Raw genomic sequence first — 24,529 nt, 5'->3', positions numbered from 1 at the left:
GCCAACACAAGGGCAAACATTAACGGCATCAAACACCCTCGCTGATGCTGATGGCCTCGGCACGATTTCCAACCAATGGAAACGAGCAGGAACTGCAATTAGTGGTGCAACTTCTGCTAACTACACCCTTGTTCAAGCTGACGTCGGTTCTGCCATCAGCGTCACCGCCTCCTACACCGACGGAGCAGGAACAGTTGAAAGTGTCGACTCTGACGACACTTCGGCTGTTAAAGCGTTATTCACTCCGACTCCAGCTAGTGACAGGAGCAGCAGCGATAGCTCCAGCAGCAGCAGTCGCGATAACAGGAATAGCAACACAGCAAAAACTATTGAAAATTCACTCATCAACGGACGCAGATATTGGACTAACAACGTTGATTCACTGATTAATCGATCTGACATTAACTATGGTCTTTTAAACGACGACGACTACCTCGAGGTCACAGGAGGCAAAAACAACTTTGCCAATGGCAATAATGGCAATGATCATTTTATCGTCTTTGATTCGCAAGACAGTCAATTCCTCGGAGGCAAAGGCAGCGACTTCTTTGAAGTCAAAGGGGGCACAGACAATTTTTTCCTTGGTTCAATTGGTGAAGATACTTTTAAAGTAAGTGCAGGCAAAAGTCATATTTCTGGTGGCGATGACAATGACACTTTCGAAGTCCTTGGTGCTATTGAGGGTACTTTTATCAACGGCAACCGCGGCAATGACCTAATCACTGGGGTGGCTGCTGGTGTCATCTACAGGGGAGGCAAGGATGATGATGTCCTGGCGGTCAGCCAGGGTGATGCTTGGGGAGATCAAGGCTTTGATACCTTCCTAGGCGTTTCAGGCGATGGATATGCGTTGATTCAGGACTACACCGTTGGAGAAGACAAAATTGATCTTTCAATGGTTCAAGGTGGGAACTGGACAAATAGCGAAAATGGCTTGACGTACACAGATTCCTCTGGTGATCAAATCATGCTACTTGTTGGAATCAAGAATACGGAGCAGGTGACACTGATGTAAAGTTCAAACTACGATTAATTATTGAGAATCAAAATTGATTGCATCAGTGTTGCAGATTATGGCTCTTGGAATTTAAGCATTTGCAGAGTTGCTTGATCATTTCGCTCGTTCTCGAAGTGCTTTTTGCATTTCTTCTCGAACGTTTGCCTTGATGCCATCGACGGTTATCTCTGTCGAAAGTCGGTCTGTCATGCGATCACTCTCAGTTGCACATAACTCTGACCAGTTGCACAAAAATCCAGGGATAACTCAGGGATCAACCCCTCAAATCCACTGCAATGAGGCACTCAAGATTGGCAGCAGCGGCCACCAGGGCCAGCTCTGGTCCTCAGATTGGATGCTGCTCGCAACCACGCAATTCAGGTTTCGTAGCCACGATTCTGCCTAGAGGCGAACCATGCAGCGAAACTGCGCTCAAGGTTTGGTCTTCTGCAGAGATGCTCTCAATGGCATGACGAGGCCACCAACAACACCTTTAGCGACAGGTGATCAAAGCCAGAAGAGAATTGAGGCATCGATAACAAAGTCAGTGACATCAGTCGGATTGCTGCAAAAATCTCCCTTACAGGGATCAAGACCGCGTTCCCCCTTCAGAATTTCAGAGATGTCTCACCGCCTTCGTCGTTTCCTCTGTCTTCTGCCTCTGCTGACTCTGAGTCCAGTCGCAGCAGCACAGGAAACTGTCGAGTCCTATTTGAGGGAGTTTCCAAATCAGGAACAGGTCAAGATGATGAACACTTGGCTGGAGAAGAACGGGAAGGGCTCCTTCCAGTTCACAGGTTTGGTGGATCCCAGCGACACCACCGTGGTCACGCCACAAGCCACTGTCGACTACGGCTACAACTGGTTCTCGATTTCAGACGGCCCGGCGATCCTGACAACGCCGACTTACGACAAATTCCTGTCGGTGTCGGTCTTCGATATGAAGCACAATGTGCCGGCTGTGATCACCAACCCAACCAAGCCGATCCTGCTCAAACGACCCAGTCAAACGATACCCGAGGGCGACTTTGAGGTGGTTGAGCTTGAAACGGATCAAGGTCTTGTGCTGACCAGGATGGTTGTTGTCGACAACCTGGACGCAGTCGTCGCCTCCCGTAGCCAATTCCAGATGCAGGGCGGCAAGGGAGACATGCAGCGTGAAGTCAAGCAATTCAGCCCAGAGACGGAAAAGAACGCCCAGGCCGTCATCGACACGGTGATCACCTATATCAACCCCGATGACGCCTTCGATCGTGTCAGCGGAGACGTCAGCTTCCTCGACCTCTCAGCCGGAGTGAAGTTGGGCCAGCTAGGAACGCCTTCAGACACGGTCCGTTACGGGACCATCTTGGTCGACGACACCGGTACACCTTTGCGCGGTGATGCCACGTATGTCGTGACTGTGCCTGCAGGGCTCTACAACCCGGGTGGCTACTTCTCAGTGACCCTCTACGGAACCGATAACAAACTGCTGATCCCGAACGATCGAAAGATCTACGACCGGACCACATTCTCCTCAGAGCCAAACCAAGACGGAACAACAACCATCACACTCAGTCCGGATGGAAGTGGAAAAAACGGAATTCCCACTGGCAAAGACTTTTATGGAGTCCTTCGTGCATACGTGCCAGCACCAGGTGCAATCATGAAAGTGAAGGTCGAGAAGCAATAGCAAATCGCTGCCTTTAGGTGAATGCTGCTTCGGAATGATCTGATCTGGCTCAAGGCCACTGAATAATTGAAACAAGCTAAATCGATGAGAAGCAGAGTGCGACGATTCTCCAGTCAAACCGTCGCCACGTTGACTCAAACTCCGCTCTTGGGCTGAATAAGGCATACGCCACTTGCCTTGGAGGATTAAAGCTCTATGCGGCTACAGCCGTCTCTGAGCCATCATCAATTTTCAAATGAGTCACAAGGCAACTGGTGATGCAGGTTTCATCATTCAAATCACATTCCGTGATGCAGACAAAATAATCTTCAAGCGCATCCCAGCGCTCAGTCATTGAGCTTTGAATGGATTCATTGTTCAATTCATACATGACTGTCTCCCAAGTGTGTGATCTATAAGAGAGCCACATCAGGAAGTCAATTTATTTGTATCGAGGAATAAACTACCTAGGAATATTCCCTCATGAGTAAATACCTGCCTGTGGTCGTGCTGCAGGCAAGTCGGCAACCTCGCGTTTCACGTCGTCAACAGGACTCTCTTACCAACAGAATCTGGCATTTATACGGATGGACAAAGCCAGCTCAACGATCTGGAGTATGGATACTTGCGTTAGATGAAATATGAAAACTGCCTTGAATTGCCCTCTGGCACTAGCCGCCTTGGACTCGCCCGCGTATCGCTTTGACGACGCCAACAGACATGGTGCCCTTACAGACATTGAACGTCAGTGGCTCTACTGGCGTGACTGCAGTCACAAAGTCGCGCGAAAAAGCCATGACTGCGAGGGGCAAACCATGTAGGCAATCAACGAGGCACAAAAGCGAGCCAAGCCGTCTGTCCAGCAGGAAACACGACCTGCCTCTTGACGGCTTCCAGCGGAAGCTGCCTGGGCAGGCAGAGGGAGTGGGCCCTGGCCCTTCATGACAGACAACCCATCACTTGCCCAAACTCAAGCCCAGTTGCAGAAAAATCACAGACAACACAGGGACCACTCCACAGGCGCTCAGCAGCAGAACAACCCATGGGCTTTGCTTGATCAGAAGCTGTTTTTTTTATACAGCAACGTCAACCGCTGATTCGCATAGCGATCAAGTCCCATCATGAGCACAATCAAATGCGTGTCGACTGATGAATGCTGAAGCTTGAATGAATTTTGATGATCCACCCTGCATGACTCTGATATAGAAAGTCAATCATTAGCGTCAAATATCAACAAACCTCGGAGATTGAGCCACAGCCACAAGACAGCAGGCAATACGAGTAACATTCTAAATCCATCGACCATACGGTTGTAGCCGAACATCTTAATTTTCTTATTAATGACCAGTCAGATTTAGTTATACGTCTTGGAAATTGAGTCACAACTGATGGATTAGCTGGGCGCATCTTGAAAAGGATCATTCGTGGCATTCATCCACATCCCTTCATGATTGAAAACATTCTGATATGGCCAGATGATGACACCGTCATGCAGACCGGCATCGAAACAGGGATCTACGGCGAACTACCCGGCCGCGGGATTGGGGCTGTGGTTGAGGTGAGCATTCTCCACCTTGACTCCGGAAGGTACTGGCAACCGGAGGGCACGTTTGGCGAGGAGATGACTCACCAAGGTGTAGTAGTTGCTGATGATGGGCACTGGCGACTGCTGATGACGCCACCAACGAGTGGTGCTTATCGAATTGAGGTGTTGGAGACGACCTCGAAAGGGGCTCTGCCTTTGGCAAGCACTGAGTTCACTGTGATTGGTGAAGATCCAACGAATGTCTTCGCTTCTGCTGCTGCAACGAATGCTGATCAGATCAATTCAGGTGGAGGGAATCCTGATAGAGCAACAACCCATGCAGCGGCTGAAGAGGCCACAACAGACAATTTTTCCAGTGCCGAAGCAGCAACCAGGCCGTTCTGGGAGGGTCGTCGCGGAATCGGGTTTTCAGTCGATTCACAGGGGCAATGGCTCAGTCAGGAGCGGTTGGAATCGGCGTTATACGAGGTCTCAGCTCTTGGCTTCGACACGATCCGCACCTGGGGCACTAACAACTACACCGGTCGAATCCTTGAGGCGATCGATCAGATGGATCTTGATTTGAAGGTACAGGCAGGGATCTATATCACCAATGAAAGTGATGCCGCGCAATTGATTAACCAGGCTCTGGAGGTGATTCAACCCTATGAGCAGTACATCCTGGGATTCAGCCTTGGCAACGAACAGCTTGCTGACTGGAGTCCCAGTGAACTTAGAGTGAACGACGTTCGCGAGCAGGTTCAGGTATTTCGTGACCGCAGTGATTTGCAGATCACCTATAACTTCGCAGGCGAAACATTACGACCAGACAGCAGTTTCTGGAATCAGCAGGGCAATAAGCTTCTTCAGGAACTTGATTACGTCAATGTGCATTCCTATGCAGGATTTTTTGATAATCGCTCTAATCCTGAATGGACCCCACAGAAGCAAATGGAGGTTTTGAAAGCAGATGAATCTCTCTTTCGGTCTGCCCTCGACAGCCTTGGTCTTTTTGACACTCCATTGATCTTGGGTGAAACAGGGTGGCAAAGCGGCGGCTACACAGATCAAGTCACAAACGCAGCCAATCTCAAGACATATTTTCAGGCAGTCAGTGATTACATTGAAAGTGATAAGGCGATATTTGACAGTATGTTTTATTTCAACTTCAGCGATGAATCATGGAAAGGACCTGATGATGACTGGGGTTTATTCACTGAAGGTGATGAATCTGGTCTTGGTGCTGCAAAGTTTGATGGAATTGATGGTTCAAAGATCACGCCAACGATCCACACCGAGGCAATCTCCAATCGTCGCCTGATCGCTGATTCAGGTACCGCCAGATTGTGGGTGGACGACGCCACCGGACAGGCCTTTGTCCAGAAAGGGAGTGATGAACCTCTGCTCATTCGTCGAAACGACAACTATTGGGTCGGTGATATTCCTCTGGTGCGGGATCAGGCTGAACTTGTTGGCGCAGCAGTGGATGCCATGGGCCGGATTCGCGTGCTCGATCGTGGACCCTGGGGTGATTTCAACTGGATACTGGACGACAGCGGCATGTTCACAGGTGAGCAGGGGCCTGCTGAAACCACCGACGAGAGCAATGAGCTCCTCTTTCAGCTGGATCTCAATCTGGATCAGATCATCGGCACAGCTGAAGAAGGAAATGGCGACGAACAACCTAGTGGTGATGAACAACCTGCTGGCGAGGACGCAGACGCGTTTGAACTAACGGGCTTCTCCCAGGGAGAATTTGTCTCGAATATCGCTTTCAGCCACAGGGCCGCGGCCGATCCGATCGTTGCGCCGGGGAATGCGCAATTCATGCATTCCCATGACTTCTTTGCCAATACCAGCACCAATGAGAACTCAACCGTTAGCTCTTTGCTGACAGCTGGCAGCGTGGCAGCACAACCAACCAACAATTTTTCCACTTACTGGACACCCAGCTTGATTAACGAAGGCACAGATGGGCTTGGGGGGGATTGGAGTTATGTCACGCCCAAAGCCAGCTCAATCGCCTACTACAGCGTGCTTAAGCCCAATGATCCGAATCTTCTGGTCAATATGCCAACAGGATTGAAGATGATCACTGGATCAGCGAAACCCGATCAACGCCAATCCCGGGGTGAAGTGTTCTGGAATTACATCGGCGAATCAGCCTCCTATGACCACATTCCCCTCGGTGATGAGTGGCGTGATTTACCTCTTCAGGCTGTGATCATTTTTCCAGACCATTGGAACGGACATCAGCTTGACAGCAACGACCACAAAAGCCACCTCAACTATGGATCAGGCTCGGATGCGCATCCCTTGCTGATCCCTCAACTGCAATTGCAGATTCACTACGGCCAAATTGATAACACCCTGCACCTGGTGAGCTCTGATTACATGAATCTGCCTGAAGCCGGTAGCGAACTGGATCAGCGGCTTCTTCAAGCCAGTGAAGTTGATCTCAGCTTCCGTAATGGAGAAGATGGATTCGCGCCGGGTTGGAGCTTGCATGCCGACCATATTCATCTGCCATGGGAGGAAACCGCACCCAATGGTGAGCAGGTGGACGGGTTTGCTCGGCGAGAAGAGGATGCGCTGCGACTGCCCTTGTTTACAGGAACTGATGGTGATGCTGTCCGACCGATTCCAACGGGAATCTCACAGCCCTATTCAAGTGATCGGGCCGTCCTCCCCATTCTGGGAACTCCTGGAGAGAACCGACTGATAGGCAGTGAAAGCTCTGATCGACTGGAAGCACTCGAGGGGGATGACTTTCTGATCGGCGGACCGGGGTCCGATCGACTCATCGGTGGTGATGGTGCTGATCACTTCATTCTTGAGGGGATCAGTGATTCAACCAGGGACAATCCGGATGAAATCATTGGATTTTCTGCTGACGATCGCCTGGATCTAAGTTCCCTCAGCCTGGAGACTGGCTCCATTCAGCTGGAGCAGCTGAATCCAAGCTCATGGATGCTTTCTGCAACTGGAACCGATCTGGCTGTTGAGATCCGAACCGGGCAGATCGGATTTGAGCAAATTCTGTTGACCTAAACAGTAAAAAAATCACCTCGGGCTTTCTTTCCAGATTGATTCCATCTCTCAACAACACTGACGTCATCACCCTGTTGATGTCAGTGTTGTTGAGTCAGAAACTCTCAATGACTCTTGAAGTCTGTTGTCAGTTCAGCAATGAAGTACCGCCCTATGCCTGTTTGACACACAGCACATCGCCCATGGTCAGGTAGCCGTGATGACAATCAAAATGTGGCTATGTGGTGATGATTACTGGCAGATTATTCGTCAACACCGGCCAGCTGATTCAGCCTTAGACCACAGGTTGGAAGCCCTCAGTTGAGACTGATCGCCCTTCATCACTGAACTCATGATCTCCAGATCGCGGTTCGTTGAACGACCGGCCACAACTCGGCGCAAGTTGTTCTGCTGCTAGCCAGAGACGATTTGAAAAGATGAATTCCCAGGCTACGCAGCCAAGCCAGATGGCTCAAAGGGGCTGATCTACCGGTAAAGCTGCTGCTTCCTCTGAAGGCGCAGGAGCAGATCCAGAACGATCGGACGCATCCATCTCTGCGGCTCAAATTTTTACCTCGCGATTCGGCAGCCATCCGCAGGTTGACGACAATGAGGGGCCGCCGACTCCGTTTCATGCAATCGCTTGACCAACGTATGCAGCGTGTTGTGGTCCGTCGTCAGGAACTGGCACGGCGTTGGGATGCTCTGCGGAACAACGATCTGCTTCAGCTGCTGGTCGTGACGTTGCCAGGTTTGTTGCAGGCAGAGCGGTGCGGGGTGTTTGTGCTCGATCCCGATGCCGATGAGCTGTGGCTGGAGGCCGGCACGAAGGTTGTGCAACGTCAGATCTGTGCTGATCTCGATGATTCGATGGTCGGTGAATGCGTCCGCACCGGCAGCTGTGTCAACCGCTCAGTGCTCACCCCCGAAGCCAGGCTGTGATCTGACGCTCCCAAGGTTCAGTAGCGATGAAAAACATCGGTCAATCCATCCATCCAAGAGACAGCCAGTTCCTCAGAGGCATGAGCGAAGACGCCGTCGGATGATTCGCCATTGGCGCAGCAGATCCCTGCGCCGGGAACCACTGAGCTGTGCATAGGCAATCAGCTGCTGTCGATCAGCCATGGCGGCCAACAGATCAGCCTGATCGGGATGAAGATGGGACGCACGCTTGCAAAGAGCGGCAAAACTTTCGCCTGGCAAGGGAACCACACCGAATCGCGCGAGCAAGCGCAGCGACTGATCAAGCGGATGGCGCCCTGCGACTGATTGGCGCAACATCACCCAACCCAGACCGGAAGCGGCCATGGATGTCAACAACACGGTGAGACCAAGCCATCGTTGTTGATGCCCGAACAGCCGTTGCAACCACATCTGCTGACTGGACTGGTCGAAACCCAGCCACCAACGGGTCCAGACCAGATCCAGACCCCACCATTGGCGCTGGATCCACTTCCACCAGGGCAGCTCAGACGCTGAGCGCAGAGGGGATTGGAGTTGCTGAGAAAGAGGGTTCTGAGCAGTGGAAGCAATCCAGAGCGTCGGGTCGACTCGTTGCCAGCCGCTGTCGTTCAACCACACGTCCACCCAGGCATGAGCATCGCTCTGGCGCAGTTCGAGGTAGTCCGCACCGCCCAGCGGATTCACCAGCTGGCCACCTCGATAACCGCTGACGACACGGGCCGGCACATCCGCCGAACGCAACAAAGCCGCCAGAGCACTGGCGTAATGACCGCAGAAACCCAGCTGGCGATCAAACAGAAACTCATCCAGATCCAGCACTGATCCAGGTTGAAGACTGTATTGAAATGGCTGAGTGCGAAACCATTGCTCCACGGCAGCCAGACGCTCACGATCACTGGGCAGGCTGCGAAAGCTCTCTCCGAGCTGCCTCAGCCGAGGCAAACCATCGCGAGGAAGCTGCCGCTCACTTGCCAGTGGTGGGCGACGTTGCCACTCCTGCGCATTCCCAGCAGCCTGCAATCGATAGGCCCGGCGCTGTCGCGGTGCGACATCCATCAACAGCTCCCCCTCCGGCGTGATCCACTGATCCGCAGCCACCGGAGCCGAACGTCCGTCCCAGGGGAGCGCACGAGTTGCGGAGGGCTCAACAACCCACCACTGGCTGATCGTCGCAGTGCTGCGCCCATTACTGAGAGACTTCTTTGGTGCAGGGGAATCACGGTGCTGCCAACGACGTCCATCAAACGTCTCATGCACCAGCACACGCCAGTAGGCATCGACAGGCAAGACGACTCCCTGAGCCACCGTCAGGCGGGCAGCCGAGGCTTCATCCGATGCCAGTGTCGCAATGCTGAGCGGGTCGAGATCAGGGGAGAGCCCTGTGACGGCACCGTGCGCAGGGCCAAACTGCGTTGTCCACAACGGCGGAAGACGCGGCACTAACAGGAACAGCACCAGGGCCAGAGGCAGAGCTGCCGCCAGCAGCTGAAGGCTGCGTTGCAACAATCCACGAAATGACAACATCCCCTGCAGCTCATGACTGAGCAGAGCTGCAAGTGCGGTGCAAACGGCGATCAACTGCAAAGTGGAAGCCAAAAGGCTTTGCAGCTGTGCCGCCAGCAACCCTGCTGACAGCAACTGCAGCAACGCCACCAACCGCCAGTCAAAAGGCCTGCGGGACTCCCTCAACTTGAACATGGCGCAGATCACCAGGGCCCAGGTCGACCAGGTGAGCGCCGCTGCACTGTTCAAGGCAAAGCACTGCAGCAGCAACGGCGGGAAGGCGCACCAGGCCAGCACTCCTTTTGACGGCCTGCGGATCATGCTGTCGCCAATGCCTCCAGACAGGCATTGCGATGACGCAGGCCCAGATCCGGTGCCAGGGTTTTGCCGCGGAGATGCAGTCCGTAACGCACACCCTGCTGATGCAACTGCATCACCCGCTGAGCCAGGTGTTCAACAGCCCGATCCAATGGCAGACCTGACGCTGGTTCCAGCATCCACTCCTGATTGCTGGGATCGCTGAACACTTTCGCCTGCAGTGGTCGCCCCCGAGCGGCACCGGTCCAGTCCACAACGGCTGGTCTCTCCTGATCACGCACGTCGCGAAGATCGTGCCATTCATCCAAACCATCGCGGGACCGAGATGCTGGCTGCTCTCCCACCGGACCTGAACGGCGACGCGGCCAGATCAACTGAGCCTGTGGAGGCAGCCACCGCATCCAGCAGATGAACAGGCCCAGCGGAGCGATGGTCTCGATCTGCAGCTGCGGTGGCCGCTGCCAGCCACGGCACTGCGGAATCCAGGGGAGATCAAGCGTTGCGATTCCCGCCGACAACTGGAGGTCTGCAGCCTCAGACCCGTCGCGGAAGCGCAGACGCATCGGAGGCCGAGGCGAACGGGTTTCCAGAATCAGCGGGTAAGTGGTGCTTTCAGCGGCAAACGCAGGAGCCGGCTGCCCGCAGCGCAATGTCAGACCATGCAACGTGTCGTGGGTGAGAAACATCGCCAGTAGCATCACTCCCAGCATCAGAAAGCCAAGAAGCAAGGTGCCGTTGCTGGCGGTCTGAATCGCTATGAGCAGCAGAAACGCCGCCGCCGCAAGCCAGAGGAGACCGAAGCGACTGGGAACGATATAGAGAGATCTCAGCCCGAGCCTGATTTCATCGCAACGCATTCACCCGCTCCAGGAGATCGGTGCTGAGGGGCGTGCCTGCGTTCGCTGGGCAGCCGGCATCAAGGCGATGCTCCACCACAGCCGGTAGGACCGCCTGCACGTCGTCGACCAGCACATGATCTCTACCGTCGATCAGTGCCCATGCGCGTGCGGCAGCAACAAGACCCTGGCTGGCTCTTGGAGACAGGCCCTCCTGGCCCCGCCGGCTCGCTTCCACGAGGTCGAGCACGTACTCCAGCAGTGGCTCAGAGCAGTATTGATCAGCACAGCGCTGCTGAAGCTGCAGCAGAGCCTGATCATCAACCCGCTGAAGACTCTCAACCGGAGAACCATCACCGCGAAGCAGCTGTCGCTCTGCGTCGCGGTCTGGGAAGCCAAGACTCACGCGCATCAGGAAACGATCCAGCTGTGCTTCAGGCAGAGGACTCGTGCCCACCTGATCGAGACTGTTCTGTGTCGCGATCACAAAAAAGGGCTGTGGCAGCACATAGCTGGTGCCATCGATGCTCACGCGCCCGGCCGCCATCGCCTCGAGCAGTGCACTCTGGGTGCGAGGACTGGCGCGGTTGATTTCATCCGCCAGCAAGACCTGAGTGAACAGCGGACCCTGCTGAAAATGAAAGCTTGCATCCGCCTGATGGAAGACGTTGATTCCAGTGAGGTCGGCAGGGAGCAGATCACTGGTGAAACTCACCCGCTTGAACCCGAGCGAGAACACGGTTGCCAGTGCTTCAGCCAGAGTCGACTTGCCCATTCCGGGACGGTCTTCAATCAGCAGATGCCCTCCTGCCAGGAGGCAACTGAATGCGAGCCGCACCTGAGGCTCCTTGCCGAGCAGCACGCGGCCAACAGTTTTCGTCAACTGCAGCAGCTCAGTGGTCACCGAGAAAACACAACATCCTTACCTACAGATTGGCAGGCCGCCTGAAGAAGCTGATGCCAAAGCTGTGATTGGTTCAAGCGGTTGCCCTGGGTCGTGGCCAGGTATAAAAAAACCAAAAACAACTCAGTGGCCACAACCTTAGACCCGCTGCAATTAGACGCACCTGAGTGGCAGCAGGGTCTGCCAGGACCAGAATTATTCCTCTGCGGAGATGCTCTCGATTGGACTCAGATTGACCTACATCACTGAAATGATGATCTCGAGATCGCGATTTGTGGAAGTAGCAGCTACAACTCGGCGCAATTTTTTCTGCTCAAGGTTAAGAGACGATTAGAAAGAAAGAATTCCTCAAAAACTTAGCCAAGAGAGAAGAACAAAAAAGACGATCCCAAAAGCAGAGCTGAAAACAACCCAAATCAGTCCGATCAAGGCTGATGAAACGTGTGCCTGTTTACTCAACAGTTGGGAGTATCAGGCTTGATCATCCGGAAAAAGACTCAAGATCTCTGGTCCAGTTGATCGATTTCAACACAGACGAAAATACCTTGATCAACGTCATTCCCCCTCACGGCAGCACAATGCTGAGCTGAGGATCATGATGATGAGGTTATGAGCTTAAGTCCATGATTCGCTCCCGAGCTGCGGTGGCATGGGCACCAGGCCAACCGCTCGACATCACCGAAATCGAGGTGGCGCCTCCAAAGCATGGTGAAGTGCTGCTGAAAATCGTGGCCACCGGGGTGTGTCACACAGACGCCTACACGCTGTCGGGTGCGGATCCGGAGGGACTGTTCCCTGCCGTGCTCGGCCATGAGGGCGGCGCCGTGGTGATCGAGGTTGGAGAAGGTGTGACATCCGTCGCAGCGGGAGATCACGTGATTCCGCTGTACACCCCGGAATGCCGGGAATGCAGTTACTGCCGCTCAGGAAAAACGAACCTCTGCCAGGCGATCCGAACCACCCAGGGCAAGGGTTTGATGCCCGACGGCAGCAGCCGCTTTTCACGAAAGGGGGCGATGATCCATCACTACATGGGCACGTCAACGTTCTCTGAACACACAGTGCTGCCGGAGATCGCGGTTGCCAAGATCAGCCAGGATGCACCGCTTGAAAAGGTCTGCCTGCTGGGTTGCGGTGTCACAACAGGAATCGGCGCCGTTCACAACACGGCCAGAGTGGAGCAGGGAAGCTCAGTGGCCGTGTTCGGGCTTGGCGGCATTGGGCTGGCCGTGATCATCGGTGCCGTTCAGGCTGGTGCCGAACGGATCATCGGCGTTGACCTCAACCCAGACAAGTTCACCATCGCTCAGCAGCTGGGAGCGACCGAATGCATCAACCCGCGTGACTATGCAACACCAATCCAGGAGGTGCTGATCGACATCACCGATGGAGGTGTGGACTATTCCTTTGAATGCATCGGCAACGTCGACGTCATGCGTGCAGCCCTCGAGGCCTGTCACAAGGGCTGGGGAGAATCGACAATCATCGGCGTTGCGGGAGCAGGCCAGGAAATCAGCACGAGACCGTTTCAGCTGGTGACGGGTCGGGTCTGGCGTGGATCAGCTTTTGGAGGCGTGAAAGGACGAAGCCAGCTTCCTGGCTACGTCGAGAGTTTTCAGAAAGGGGACATTCCCCTCGACAGCTTCATCACGCACACCATGAAACTGGAGGACATCAACCGAGCCTTCGAGCTGATGCACCGCGGTGAAAGCATCCGGTCTGTCATTCATTTCTAAGCGCAACGACCTGAACCATGGAGTTGATCAACTGTCATCGCTGCTTCGCAGGAGAACAACGCCGCTACAAACTGGATTCCCACCAGCTGAACAGCTCCACAACGGTTGGCGTCTTTCTTCCAAAGCAGGCACTGGGACCGAAGCCTGAACGCGTCCCTGTCCTGATCTGGCTTTCAGGGCTTACCTGCAGTGACGAGAACGCCGTACAGAAAGCGGGTGCACAGCGACGTGCGGCAGCACTCGGGCTTGCGTTGGTGATGCCGGACACCAGCCCACGCGGGGATGACGTTCCTGGCGATCCTCAAGGTCAGTGGGATTTCGGACATGGTGCCGGCTTCTATGTGGACGCCGAAAAGCAGCCCTGGTCATTGCACTACAGAATGCACAGCTTCGTCGTTGAGGAGCTGATCTCACAGCTGTGCACTGAACTCCCCCTGGACGATCAGCGACTGGGGATCTCAGGCCACTCCATGGGAGGCCACGGTGCACTGGTGCTGGGCCTGCGTCATCCCCATCTCTACCGCTCGGTGTCCGCAGTGGCTCCGATCGCACACCCGGCTCAGTGCCCATGGGGTCGGAAGGCGTTCAGCCATCTGCTCGGCACAACACCTGAAGAACAGCTCAGATGGCGTGAATGGGATGCTGTGACTCTCCTGGAGGATGGTCATCTCAGGAATGACTGCATGCTGGTGGACGTCGGCTCAGCTGATCCCTTCCTCGAGGAGCAGCTGCGTCCAGAGGACCTTCGCCAGGCCTGTATCAGAAGCGGGCAGAGTCTCGAGATGGTGATGCAGGAGGGCTATGACCACAGCTATTTTTTCGTGGCAAGCGTGATCGACCGCCACATTGACCATCACGCCAGAGCTCTTATGGCAGATATTTGAACAGACTCAGCAGATTGGCTGAGACAGGTTTCTGCCAATGTGAATGAACTTCAGGGCATGGGACCAGGAGGGATCAAGGGCATGTATCCACCCTCAATCGGTGCCATCACCTTGGGTTCACCAAGCGTCATTGGCTGACCAGAACCATTGGCACCCAATAAGACCTCATGCTTTCCCTGAGCACTGCGTTCATGAACTCCATCGGCAAGAAGAGTGAAGGCTGAGAGATCCACGCGTGTAATCACATTGAAGCGCTGAAGATTGGGGCGCAGAGTCACGAAAAACCACATCACCAAATTCCAGCCCGCGCCGAGAGCCAGAAGAGTCGCAATGATCGCTGTTCGTCGTCCATGCCCGGGCCAACGACGGTTGATGGCGACAAAAAGAATCGAGCCCACAATAAAAATACCGATACAACTCCCGACAGCCACACGAGTGTAAAAGTCTTCTGAATAGATACTGCGATCTTCGGTATCCACTCCTGCTTCCCTAACACGCAGCAGGAACTGCTTTGCATTGGGTCTATTCGCAGGAGGCTGATTAAGCTCCTGATCGCGAACGGTCATCAACACCGTATCAAGTTCATCAGCCACACCATCCGCCGTAGCGGTTTCAGCGAGCTTGAAAGTGGTTTTTGGATAAACGATCCGAACTCTCTCAGCCTTGGCCTTCAGCAATTGCTGTTTAATATTCAACAGCAGATAATTGGTCATGGAACTGTTGCTGGACAGATTCACACCAGCAAACTGAATCTCCATGTCTTCCCCGGCAACCGGCAAGGTTTCCAGCTCGAGACCCTTCACAGCCTCATCAACTGCTGCGGCCATGCCACGTTGCTGTGCAGCAATCCTGGGAAAACTGGCTTCTCGGATCACCGGCTGCTGCAACTTGGACGTCCCAAGATCCTGAGCACCGCCGAGCCATTGCACAGCTCGAGTCCAGTCAGGGCTGTATGACAGCCACAATTGATAAGAGGCATACCCGCCTGTCACCAAGGCGAGTGCAATGCCTAAAACAACCAGATAACGTCGTTCGCTTCCCTGCAACGGAGGCACATCAAAACCAAACCTACGCTTCACTTAAATGAAACCATAAATGAATTAATTAAATACTAAGGCCTGCCAATAAAGCGTCAACTGAAATTCACACTTCGACTTTGGCGTCGAGGCATCAACACCTGTCTTCAAACAGTGTGTAAAAAATGTGCAAAATCGTTATCAACTCTCATCTGAATTGGACCGTTCGGCGCAGCAAGGCACAACATCCAACGAAATCTCTTGTAGCAGCCAAAGCAGTCCTGAAGATGACACCAAAAGGGAAAGCGGGCTCATCTGGCAACAATGCCAGCCAAGGATGAAGAACAAGGTGATCTATTGGATTTGATTGAATCGCCTGAATGTTTCTGAAGCTGGCTGCATGCTTGGTTCTATTGGCGAGCTCAACGCTGGAATGACAAGCAGACTCAGCGCCCAGCAAAGGTCCATCTGATCCCGATCGCTCGAGAACTCCTGCTGAAACCGCTCCGTCCAAGAGCATCACTGACGCAAAGTCGGCGCCAGTGACTGCCAAAAAGACACCTGGGTTTCTTGACCCACGTTGACGTACAGCGAGGGGAATCAAGTCTGTGTTCGCAGAGAACTTCCTTAAGACCTGGTTCAACATGCTCCAGTTGCTGGGTCGTCAATGACGATCACAACAGCAATGGCAGAGGAGATGAACCGGCCTGGAACGCTCTGTTACCCACTGGAGAGAGCTGTTGAGTCATGGCCTGACCCAACAGATGCCAGTCGAAGAAGAGCTTCGCCATCCCCTGGAGTTGCTGTCTGGCGAGGATCAGCTTTTGGAGGAGTGGAAAGACGACACCAGCCACCTGGCGATGGCGAGAGCGACCAGCAAAGAGACATTCCCTTTCTGAAGGACCGCACAGATGGCGTCGATGGGATGCTGTAACTCTCCTGGAGGATGGTGGTCATCTCAGGAATGACTGCCTGCCGGTGGACGTCGGCTCAGCTGATCCCTACCCCGAGGAGCAGCTGCTCCAGAGGAGCTTCTCTATGCCTGTATCAGAAGCGGGCAGAGTCTCAGGCTGGTGATACAGGAGGGCTATGACCACAGCCATTTTTTCGTGGCAGGCGTGATTCGTAGTAAGCGTGATCGACCGCCCCATTGACCATCAGGCCAGAGCTCTCCAGGCAGACATTTGAACGGGCTCCGGAGATTGCTTGAGACAGGTCTCCATCAAGCGGAAAAAGTCAGCTGCTGCAATCGATCATCCAGTGTAAGGGCAGAGCGACAAGATCAACCTCAGGTGCACAGAAAGCCGGAAAAACTAAGAATCCAGACCCCCGATCCATCCCCCCGATTCATTGAGATCAGACGTTGATCACCAGCAGCAGAGTCGACCTCACTCAGCATGGTGCAAGGCCTGCCGCTCATTCCAGCTTGCACCACGCAATGGCACCGCCAAGGAGGCCGCAATGGCGCTGCAGAGCAACAAAGCCGGCAGCATTGCAGGATCGCCCTGCAGGGTGAACACAAACATGGCGCAGAACAGGGGGGTGCCGCAGGCGGCAGCGAAGAGACTGACGGAGCCAATGGCGCCGAGCTGGGCCTGACTCGCGCCGTCTAACATCATCCACTCCGTTGGTGGCGCACCAACCAGGGCCCCAAGGGTCATGGTGTCGTGCATCAACCCCCCAGGGGCACCGCTCGCGATGCTCAGCAAGGAGCTGAGAAAGCGCCAGGGAAAGGTGCTTGATTCACCACCGACCTCTCCATGCAGAATCGGCAGAAGCGAAAGGCTTCCATCGTTCAAACTCCAGCCCCCACTGGCGATGGCAATACCGCTCAGGCCAGTGGCGATGAGAACAGCCGTCACTGACCGATGACGCTGCAGGGCTGCTTGAATGATACGTGCCAGCGGCACAAGCAAGCGCACGAACAGGGATCCAAGCAGAGTGCATAACCCGCAGACCAACAGGGCATAGGGCCATAGGCTCAATGGCAGAGCGCCGATCACGGCAGATTGACTGCTGCTTTCTGGACCTAACCAGATGCTGATGCCAGCACCGCTACCGCTGAGCAGCAACACGGGCAACACCAAGCTGCGCCCAGAACTGCGGCCCAGCTCTTCGATGGCGTAGGTCACCCCCAGAAGTGGAGATCGAAAAGCGGCACCCAGACCTGCGCCGCCACCGATAGCGCAGAGCATCGGCAGTGGCAGGGCAGCAAGGGGGGCGAACTGTGGCCAGCGCCTGCGGATGGCCAACAGTATCGAGGCACCCAGGGAGGCTGATGGTGATTCGATACCCACCGTTAATCCGCCGAGATGGGTGAACACCATCAGTGGCAGACGCTTGAGTTGGGTTTGCAAGCTGAGTTGCTGTAACAGCGAAGCCTGTTGACCGGAGACGTTCTCTTGCAGCGCAATCACCGGCGTCAGCCCACCCCCACGCGCACCTTGCAAGGGTCCCCAACCCAGCACCACCAGGGCAAGAGAGGAGACAAACACGAGAGCTACAGCAACCGGTGAGATGCTGTAGCTGCTGAGCCAGAGATCATGCTGAAGAACAAGTCCAAGGCTGGAGAGAGCCTGATAAGGCAGTGAAAACAGCCCCAGCACGGCTCCGAGCACAAGCAGCCACAGCCAAGTCATCTCAGGCGCTGGCGTTACAGATGAACCATGTTGTCGTTGATGCGTTGGTCATCGATCGGTTGCGTTTGTCTTGATGGTGAGACCTGAGACGTTCATGCAAGCAGGCTTCCGTCACTGAAGCCCGCTGCATCCCACCAACTCAGATCAGCGGAGCGAGAAGCAACAACGTTGAACATGCCACTCACCTGGTGATAGTTGATCTGGCTGTGGAACGCAGTGCCTCCCAGGTTGCTGGCGTAAAAGAAAATACGACAAGGTTGAATTCTTTTCCCTGGTGGTGATGACAGATCGTTCGTGCAGAAATGCGACAACCTGTTACTTCGAATCCGAAAAGAAAAGCAATCACTTTCTACCAATTCATGAAGAATATAATTATCCATGGCATTGGCAAATCAGCGTGAGCGCCAAGACGGAATCATCCTCAACCACCCATTGAATGATCCTTCAGGCATCACCAACAAAATTTACACAGGTGTTCAGCGGCAAACCACCTCGAAGTAATATTTGAGTTAACGCGCTCTTATACAACCGTCATTATCAGCTAATCAATATTCCAATAACTTGTTTGGGCCCCTGGATCTTTTTCAGGAGCTGGCATATCAACGATATCGACATCAGTGATACCAAAACGCTGCCTGAGAACACTGATTGGAGTTTCAATATCATCCCAGAAGTTCCAGTCGTGGATTAAATCCGTATTGATTTTCGACCCAACAGCAAGTCCCCTACTAAAAAGATCCGGATCAAAATTCATCGTCTCCGCTTTGATGCCACCAGGCAGGGTCCAGGCGATTCCAAGTTGAAAATCAACCAAAACCTCTGTCACCATCTCCCATCCCACTTCAGAACTAGCCATCGCGGCTTCAATCGCTGAAACAGCAATTTCTCCAGCATAATCAGTGTTTGTTCCTGATAAAATATGAACACAATCGTGCCTTACCGCTGACTCTCCTAAGTTTCCTTTCTGGCCTGGAAATTTAAAATCTCGATTGCGATAAAAATTATAGAGTGTTCTCCCAAATGTTCCTTCCTCAAGACTTGAAAGTTGCTCGTATACTTCAGCTCTTTTTTTATCACCTGCGAGGCTATGGACCTCTCTTACGATGGATTTAAGCTTCTGAACAGGTGTTCCAGGCGTGAATTCATTAGCTGCTCTGCGACCATACAAGATCAAGGCTTTTTTAATACGTCCGTTTACAAGGTTATTAAGATCTTGGAGTGAGTCAGGGGATAAATTTGCCGTGCGAGCATAGAGATCAACCCGTTGAACATCGTCATCATGAAGTTTACCCGAAAGGTAAGGCATGATGATCAACAGCTGCAGTGATTGCATGCGTTGACGTTCATCCAAGAAAACTTCAGTGAAACCTTCTGGCGTTGAATATGGGAGTTTATCAAGATCGAGATCCGGCATCTTGAATAGATGGTCACGCAGTGCTGTCGCGAAATGCCTGGCAGGACGATGTTCATCGTCTCGATCTGGCGCAACGGTGAGCATTGCAGACAAAAGTTCAGCAACTTGCTCCCGGGTATATCCTGTATCGAGCATGGATTAAATCATTGAATGTTCAATCCTAGCGGTCTTTGGCAGGGCTGACATGCCTACCGAGCACAAGCCATAGGAACCTACAACAAAGTAGCTTCCGAAACATCAACTTGCATCATCCATACTTAAACGGGTTCTTGACTACATAGCGATCATAAGTAGTGTTATTTAGGCCTGTCTTTATCCACATCCTGATTGAATCAGAGCCAGACAGATACCCAACGACTAACGATTAAAACCAGATTTACCGTATCACTGCAAGACGAAGTTACTATACATGGTAGCACTTCGAGCAAATAATGGCAGTTTTTAAAGGTTCAAAAGATCACTCCTGAATCGACGTAAGCGTTCAAAAAAGAGGACCAAACTTACAGCATGACATCAAAGATTCGTCGACAGGACATAACGGAAGCCAAAAATCATCTGCGATTGCCCAAAAAAATCAGAGACAAGGAAATGACAGGACTCTTAGCCCCATTCCAGTCCCTGGAAGCGAGATCGCAGTGGCGGCCAATGCTACAGAGCCTGAGACTTGACTAGAGAAGGAGATCCGACACATCAGAGGTTGAATCAGCTGCCAATAATGTCCAGCAAGGGCATTGGTCGTTGTGCTGCCTGCTAAAGAAAGGACAGCAGACTCAGCGCGATTGCAGGCAGTCACGGCTTTTAGCGATCCGCCGACTTGGGTGGCAGAGGCTGTGATCTATCAAATCTTTCCTGATCGGTTCCGCTGCAGTGGACGAGTTGAGGAGCAGCGTCACCTGGCTTTGAAGCCATGGGGTAGTGATCCAACCGAACAGGGATTCCAGGGTGGTGATCTCTATGGCGTGATCGATGCACTCGATCAACTCCAGGAGATGGGAGTGACGTGCGTCTACCTCACGCCCATTTTCCGTTCAGCCGTCAACCATCGCTATCACACCGACGACTATTTCCAAGTCGATCCTCTTTTGGGCGGCAATACGGCACTCGATGCTCTGGTTGCCGCATTGCACGAACGGAATATGCGCCTGGTGCTCGATGGGGTATTCAACCACTGCGGTCGAGGCTTCTGGGCCTTTCACCATGTTGTGGAGAACGGACAGGCCTCGCCCTACAAGGATTGGTTTCATATCAAGCGGTGGCCTATCAATCCTTATCCAGGAAGCGGCGAGAGTTGCGGATACGACTGTTGGTGGTCCATCCCGGACCTACCGAAATTCAACCACTCCAACCCAGCGGTTCGGGACTACTTACTCGCCGTCGCACGCCATTGGCTGGAACGGGGCATCGATGGATGGCGCCTTGATGTTGCTGACGAAGTACCGAAAGACTTCTGGGTTGAATTCCGGCATGTGGTGCGAGAGGTGAAATCTGACGCTTGGATCGTTGGAGAAATCTGGGGAGATGCACGCTCGTGGCTCCAAGGAGAGCATTTCGATGGTGTGATGAACTACCGCATCGGCTGGAGCAGCCTTGGCTGGGCTGGGGGCTACGCGTTACGCCAGGGTTACCGAAACCCGAACTATCCACTCAATCCCCTCAGCACAGAAGAACTCATCCACATCTGGAACACCACAACGAGTTGGTATCGGCCGCAGGTCAACCGGGGCCAGATGAATCTGCTCGACAGTCACGATGTGCCCAGGGCCTTGCACAGCCTCAACGGGGATCTCAAGGCCATGAGGCTGGCGCTGTTGTTGTTGTTCCTGCAGCCGGGTGCACCGTGCATTTTTTACGGCACCGAAACCGGCCTGGCTGGCGGGCCCAGCACCGAACGGTCCAGTGGTCCAGAACCAGGCTGTAGAGAGGCTTACCCATGGGATCAACACTGGTCAGCCGACCTCAGGTCCTCCATCCAACAACTGGCAAAACTACGCAGCAACTATCCGAACCTGCATCAGACAGCTCTGGCCTGGAGATGCTTTGGCAGCGATGGACTGGTCGGCGAAGCAGAGGGTCTGGAGGTGTGGATCAATCGCAGCCGAGTCAAATCACTGGCGTTACCTGAACCCCAGGCCACTGCCAAGGTTCTCTGGAGCAATGATCAGCACAATGCACCGGGGTCTATCACGATGCAATCAGCTCTGATGCTGGCGACATCTCCGAGTTAACAGTCTTTCAGTGGACCACAGCGAGGAGATACCGGAGTACAAGCAGTTGCAAAGTTTCAAAAGACTCATTCCGCTGCATGGACTCAGCAAAGAGGCCATTGGCGAGGCTGAAGATCGCTGCAATAAAAACCCAAAGGAATCACCGAGCTGGGCATACGCCAGTCAGGAGAGCATCAAAACGGCAGGTATTCGTGACTGAAACCTGCTGGATTCCACCAACTCAAATCAGCGGAGCGATAAGCCACCACGTTGAACATGCCTCGCACATGGTGATAAGTGATATGGCAGTGGAACGCCCAAATTCCTGGATTATTGGCATCGAAGGCAATACGACAAGTTCCGCCTTTCGGCACGTAAACGGTGTCGCGCATGGCTCCAGCCAGGGGCACACCATCCAGTTCGAGAATTTGAAATTCATGGCCATGAAGATGCATGGGATGACCCATCGGGGTGGGATTGGAAAACACCATTTCCACCCGTTGCCCTTCCTCCACCCAGTAGGGATCTCGATAGGGGTAAAACCGATGGTTAAGGCCCCAGGTGTATTTGGGAGCAGGGCCTGTCAGAGCAATCGGAATTGTGTTGTCAGCAGCACGAACCGCAAGAGGCCTTTGTGCCCGCAGTTGCTTGTCTTGGGTGAAATCGAGGCGACCGGTCCACTGATCGGTTTTCGGGGCCAAATCAGGCACGCGGAGCTTTGGGTTACTGCGCAGCACCACACCACAGCGCAGGTTGCTGCGCTCCCCTAAGGCCAGCAAAGGAAAGACCCCAGGTTCTTCAGGAAGCTTGACACGCAGCGTCAAACGCTGGGCCAGAGCAAGTTGAAAGACCGATCCACTGATCGGCTCAACGGGGTTGGCATCAGTACGCAGCAGCTCAGCCTCGAGATCGCCAAAGTCGAGAAAAAAGCTCATGAAGGCGCTGCCTGCAAGCCAGCGGATCGCCACGGTTTCACCAGGCTCCACATCAATGATTTCTGGAGCGTCAAGGCTGCGTTCATTCGCCAGCAGCGCGTCATACACAACATCCGGGGCCATCATCAAGACCCCTTTCTGTTGTTTCCAACAGAAGCGCTGATTCCATTGATCCCACTGCTGAGTCAGCAGCATTCGCGGCTGATGCCAATCAAAATCAGCCAGGCTCTTAGCCATGGCCGTACCGCCGCCGCGCTCACCAGCCACAACGTTGTCGAGAATTTGACTGGCGGGAGTGAAGCTGAAGTCCCGCAGCATCACAATGATCGTTCGATCAGCCCAACGTTCTTGTTCCTCATCGAGGATCACAAAAGGCTCAGCCACATAGCTTTGGGTCTGCAGCCCGTAGTGCGAATGCATCCAGAAGGTGCCGTTCTGCACCAACGAGTAGTGGATCCTTTGGTGTTGTCCTGGGGGAATGGGAGGTTGCGTGACAAACGGCACGCCATCCATGGCATTGGGCAAAATCAACCCATGCCAATGCACCGTTGTCGGCACCGGCAACTGATTGATCAATTCGAGATTGATGCCCTTGCGTTGAGACGTGGTGTATCCACGCTGACCGTTCAGCTGACGAATGCAGCCGCGGACAACTGTTCGTCCCAGAACAGTGATCGGTGCCGTTGCGATTTCAAGGACGACTGTCTCAGCATTACGGGGCCGCTGAAACGCCGGCTGACTGATGAATCGTTCCCAGGCAGACCGAGCTTTGGCTCGGGTGGTCCTGAGCACATCAAGACTTGCGCCGCCAACAAGAACAGCAAGGACACCCAATCGCAAAAAGGAACGACGAAGCAAGAATCTCTGAGCCAGTCCTCACCGGTTTAACCACAGTCACTTGCTGGTTGCTCTAAGAGCATTCTCTTCTCAGCTTTGATGATTCAGCAGGCTGAAACCAGCCCAAGCGATCAACATCATCGGCCGACTTGTATCGCTGAGACCCAGGCGAAACAGCCGCTCAGACAAGGATGACCATCGAAGAACCTTCGAGAGGGCATTTAGGATTGCTTACGAATCAACTCCCAGGCTTCGAGAGCAGTATCAGCATACTGAAATAAGCGGCAATCTTCGTCATCAATCAGCCCTGAATTGGCCATGAACTCAAAGTCAATGATTCTTGACCAGTACTCACGACCAAAGAGAATGATCGGCATTGCACTTTTCACCCCCACCTGCCGCAATGTCAAAATCTCAAACAATTCATCCAAAGTTCCGAATCCCCCTGGGAACAGAATTGCTCCAACCGAGCGCATCACAAAGTGAATTTTTCGCAGCGACAAATAACTAAACTTGAAACATAAATCCGGTGAAATATAAGGATTTGGAGGCTCATGAGGAAGATCAATATTTAGGCCTATCGATCGACACCCAGCCTCAAAAGCTCCGCGATTTCCAGCCTCCATAATCCCGGGACCACCACCAGTAACAATCACAGGGGATGAGTCAGAATTTAATGGTTTATCTTCTCGCTGTCCGTGGCTGGATACTAGAAATGAAAATTCACGGGCGGCATCGTAATAGCATGAAAGTTCAACAAGCCCTCTGGCTTGTTGAACTCTGCGCTGAAGCGAAACCGAATCAGGGTCCGCATCAAGTGCGTTCAGAGACTCTGCGAGACTTGACTCTGCTGCCGAACGCTCCTGAATCCGGGCCCCACCTAAAACAATGATGGTGGAGGTGATTCCAGCCTCCTCCAAGCGCAGTTCAGGCTTGCTGATTTCCATCAACATCCTGACGCCGCGCATCGAGGGGCTATTGAGCAGATCTAGATCGTGATGCGCCAGTTTGTAGCTATCAGAGTTGATGATCTGATCAAAATTTTGCGCAATCAAGCGCTGATTTTCATCTGGGAATCTGGAATCGCTTGATGCTGAAGACATTGATGAGAAATCCGAAACAACGTTCTGACAGCAG

General features: G+C 53.5%; 17 protein-coding genes and 1 pseudogene. 8 read left to right on the top strand and 10 right to left on the bottom strand.

The features are described 5' to 3' along the window. Both SynBIOSE41_RS06880 and SynBIOSE41_RS06875 read left to right on the top strand, forming a co-directional pair. A pseudogene (locus SynBIOSE41_RS06880) lies at positions 1–1,015 on the top strand (hypothetical protein); the annotation flags it as partial. A gap of 604 nt (positions 1,016–1,619) precedes the next feature. Further along, a complete protein-coding gene (locus tag SynBIOSE41_RS06875; protein WP_186540150.1) occupies positions 1,620–2,669 on the top strand; it encodes a DUF1214 domain-containing protein in 1,050 nt (349 codons plus the stop codon). A gap of 193 nt (positions 2,670–2,862) precedes the next feature. Here the strand turns inward: SynBIOSE41_RS06875 and SynBIOSE41_RS06870 are convergent, their stop codons facing one another. After that, positions 2,863–3,003: a hypothetical protein gene (locus SynBIOSE41_RS06870; protein WP_186541445.1), complete on the bottom strand. Its 141-nt coding sequence runs from the start codon at positions 3,001–3,003 to the stop codon at positions 2,863–2,865. A gap of 1,092 nt (positions 3,004–4,095) precedes the next feature. Here SynBIOSE41_RS06870 and SynBIOSE41_RS06865 point away from each other — a divergent pair. Further along, positions 4,096–7,224, top strand: coding sequence for a DUF1996 domain-containing protein (locus SynBIOSE41_RS06865; RefSeq protein WP_186540149.1), 3,129 nt, complete (start codon positions 4,096–4,098; stop codon positions 7,222–7,224). Between the two features lie 612 nt (positions 7,225–7,836). Continuing rightward, on the top strand, positions 7,837–8,145 hold the full coding sequence (locus SynBIOSE41_RS06860; protein WP_255475990.1) for a hypothetical protein: 309 nt from the start codon (positions 7,837–7,839) through the stop codon (positions 8,143–8,145). A 72-nt stretch (positions 8,146–8,217) separates the two neighbouring features. Here the strand turns inward: SynBIOSE41_RS06860 and SynBIOSE41_RS06855 are convergent, their stop codons facing one another. The 3 genes from SynBIOSE41_RS06855 to SynBIOSE41_RS06845 are packed head-to-tail and all read right to left on the bottom strand — an operon-like array spanning position 8,218 to position 11,706. Then, positions 8,218–9,990 carry a transglutaminase domain-containing protein gene (locus tag SynBIOSE41_RS06855; RefSeq protein ID WP_186540148.1) on the bottom strand — a complete coding sequence of 591 codons (1,773 nt, stop codon included), beginning with the start codon at positions 9,988–9,990 and terminating at the stop codon, positions 8,218–8,220. Further along, a complete protein-coding gene (locus SynBIOSE41_RS06850; RefSeq protein WP_186540147.1) occupies positions 9,987–10,844 on the bottom strand; it encodes a hypothetical protein in 858 nt (285 codons plus the stop codon). Before SynBIOSE41_RS06850 ends, SynBIOSE41_RS06855 begins: the two co-directional genes overlap by 4 nt. Continuing rightward, complete coding sequence (locus SynBIOSE41_RS06845; protein ID WP_255475989.1) at positions 10,831–11,706, bottom strand: MoxR family ATPase; 876 nt, start codon at positions 11,704–11,706, stop codon at positions 10,831–10,833. The genes SynBIOSE41_RS06850 and SynBIOSE41_RS06845 overlap by 14 nt, the downstream gene beginning before the upstream one ends. 644 nt (positions 11,707–12,350) lie before the next feature. Here SynBIOSE41_RS06845 and SynBIOSE41_RS06840 point away from each other — a divergent pair. After that, a complete protein-coding gene (locus tag SynBIOSE41_RS06840) occupies positions 12,351–13,463 on the top strand; it encodes an S-(hydroxymethyl)glutathione dehydrogenase/class III alcohol dehydrogenase (protein ID WP_370594193.1) in 1,113 nt (370 codons plus the stop codon). Between the two features lie 17 nt (positions 13,464–13,480). After that, positions 13,481–14,347, top strand: coding sequence for an S-formylglutathione hydrolase (gene fghA, locus SynBIOSE41_RS06835; protein ID WP_186540145.1), 867 nt, complete (start codon positions 13,481–13,483; stop codon positions 14,345–14,347). A 50-nt stretch (positions 14,348–14,397) separates the two neighbouring features. Here fghA and SynBIOSE41_RS06830 read toward each other — a convergent pair whose 3' ends face one another. Beyond that, complete coding sequence (locus SynBIOSE41_RS06830; protein WP_186540144.1) at positions 14,398–15,426, bottom strand: hypothetical protein; 1,029 nt, start codon at positions 15,424–15,426, stop codon at positions 14,398–14,400. Positions 15,427–16,030: 604 nt separating this feature from the next. On the opposite strand from SynBIOSE41_RS06830, the gene SynBIOSE41_RS06825 reads away from it, so the two are divergent. Further along, positions 16,031–16,297, top strand: coding sequence for a hypothetical protein (locus SynBIOSE41_RS06825; RefSeq protein ID WP_186540143.1), 267 nt, complete (start codon positions 16,031–16,033; stop codon positions 16,295–16,297). 454 nt (positions 16,298–16,751) lie between these two features. Here the strand turns inward: SynBIOSE41_RS06825 and SynBIOSE41_RS06820 are convergent, their stop codons facing one another. From SynBIOSE41_RS06820 to SynBIOSE41_RS06810, 3 genes are all read right to left on the bottom strand, one after another. After that, the gene (locus tag SynBIOSE41_RS06820) at positions 16,752–18,002 is read right to left on the bottom strand and encodes a chloride channel protein (RefSeq protein WP_186540142.1); all 1,251 of its coding nucleotides are present in this window, start codon (positions 18,000–18,002) and stop codon (positions 16,752–16,754) included. A 92-nt stretch (positions 18,003–18,094) separates the two neighbouring features. Continuing rightward, entirely contained in the window at positions 18,095–18,313 is a 219-nt protein-coding gene (locus tag SynBIOSE41_RS06815) for a hypothetical protein (protein ID WP_186540141.1), read from the bottom strand. Between the two features lie 230 nt (positions 18,314–18,543). Continuing rightward, a complete protein-coding gene (locus tag SynBIOSE41_RS06810; RefSeq protein ID WP_186540140.1) occupies positions 18,544–19,551 on the bottom strand; it encodes a hypothetical protein in 1,008 nt (335 codons plus the stop codon). 644 nt (positions 19,552–20,195) lie between these two features. Between SynBIOSE41_RS06810 and SynBIOSE41_RS06805 the strand changes: the two genes are divergently transcribed. Next, positions 20,196–21,641, top strand: coding sequence for a glycoside hydrolase family 13 protein (locus tag SynBIOSE41_RS06805; protein WP_186540139.1), 1,446 nt, complete (start codon positions 20,196–20,198; stop codon positions 21,639–21,641). A gap of 173 nt (positions 21,642–21,814) precedes the next feature. Here SynBIOSE41_RS06805 and SynBIOSE41_RS06800 read toward each other — a convergent pair whose 3' ends face one another. Next, the gene (locus tag SynBIOSE41_RS06800) at positions 21,815–23,413 is read right to left on the bottom strand and encodes a multicopper oxidase family protein (RefSeq protein WP_186540138.1); all 1,599 of its coding nucleotides are present in this window, start codon (positions 23,411–23,413) and stop codon (positions 21,815–21,817) included. Between the two features lie 200 nt (positions 23,414–23,613). Continuing rightward, the gene (locus tag SynBIOSE41_RS06795; protein ID WP_186540137.1) at positions 23,614–24,495 is read right to left on the bottom strand and encodes an LOG family protein; all 882 of its coding nucleotides are present in this window, start codon (positions 24,493–24,495) and stop codon (positions 23,614–23,616) included. Positions 24,496–24,529: the final 34 nt, after the last annotated feature.

This window comes from Synechococcus sp. BIOS-E4-1, assembly GCF_014279995.1.
In the GTDB taxonomy this organism is placed as follows: domain Bacteria; phylum Cyanobacteriota; class Cyanobacteriia; order PCC-6307; family Cyanobiaceae; genus Synechococcus_C.
The sequence above is the reverse complement of the archived record's forward strand: the minus strand, read 5'-3'. Positions and strand labels throughout refer to the sequence as shown.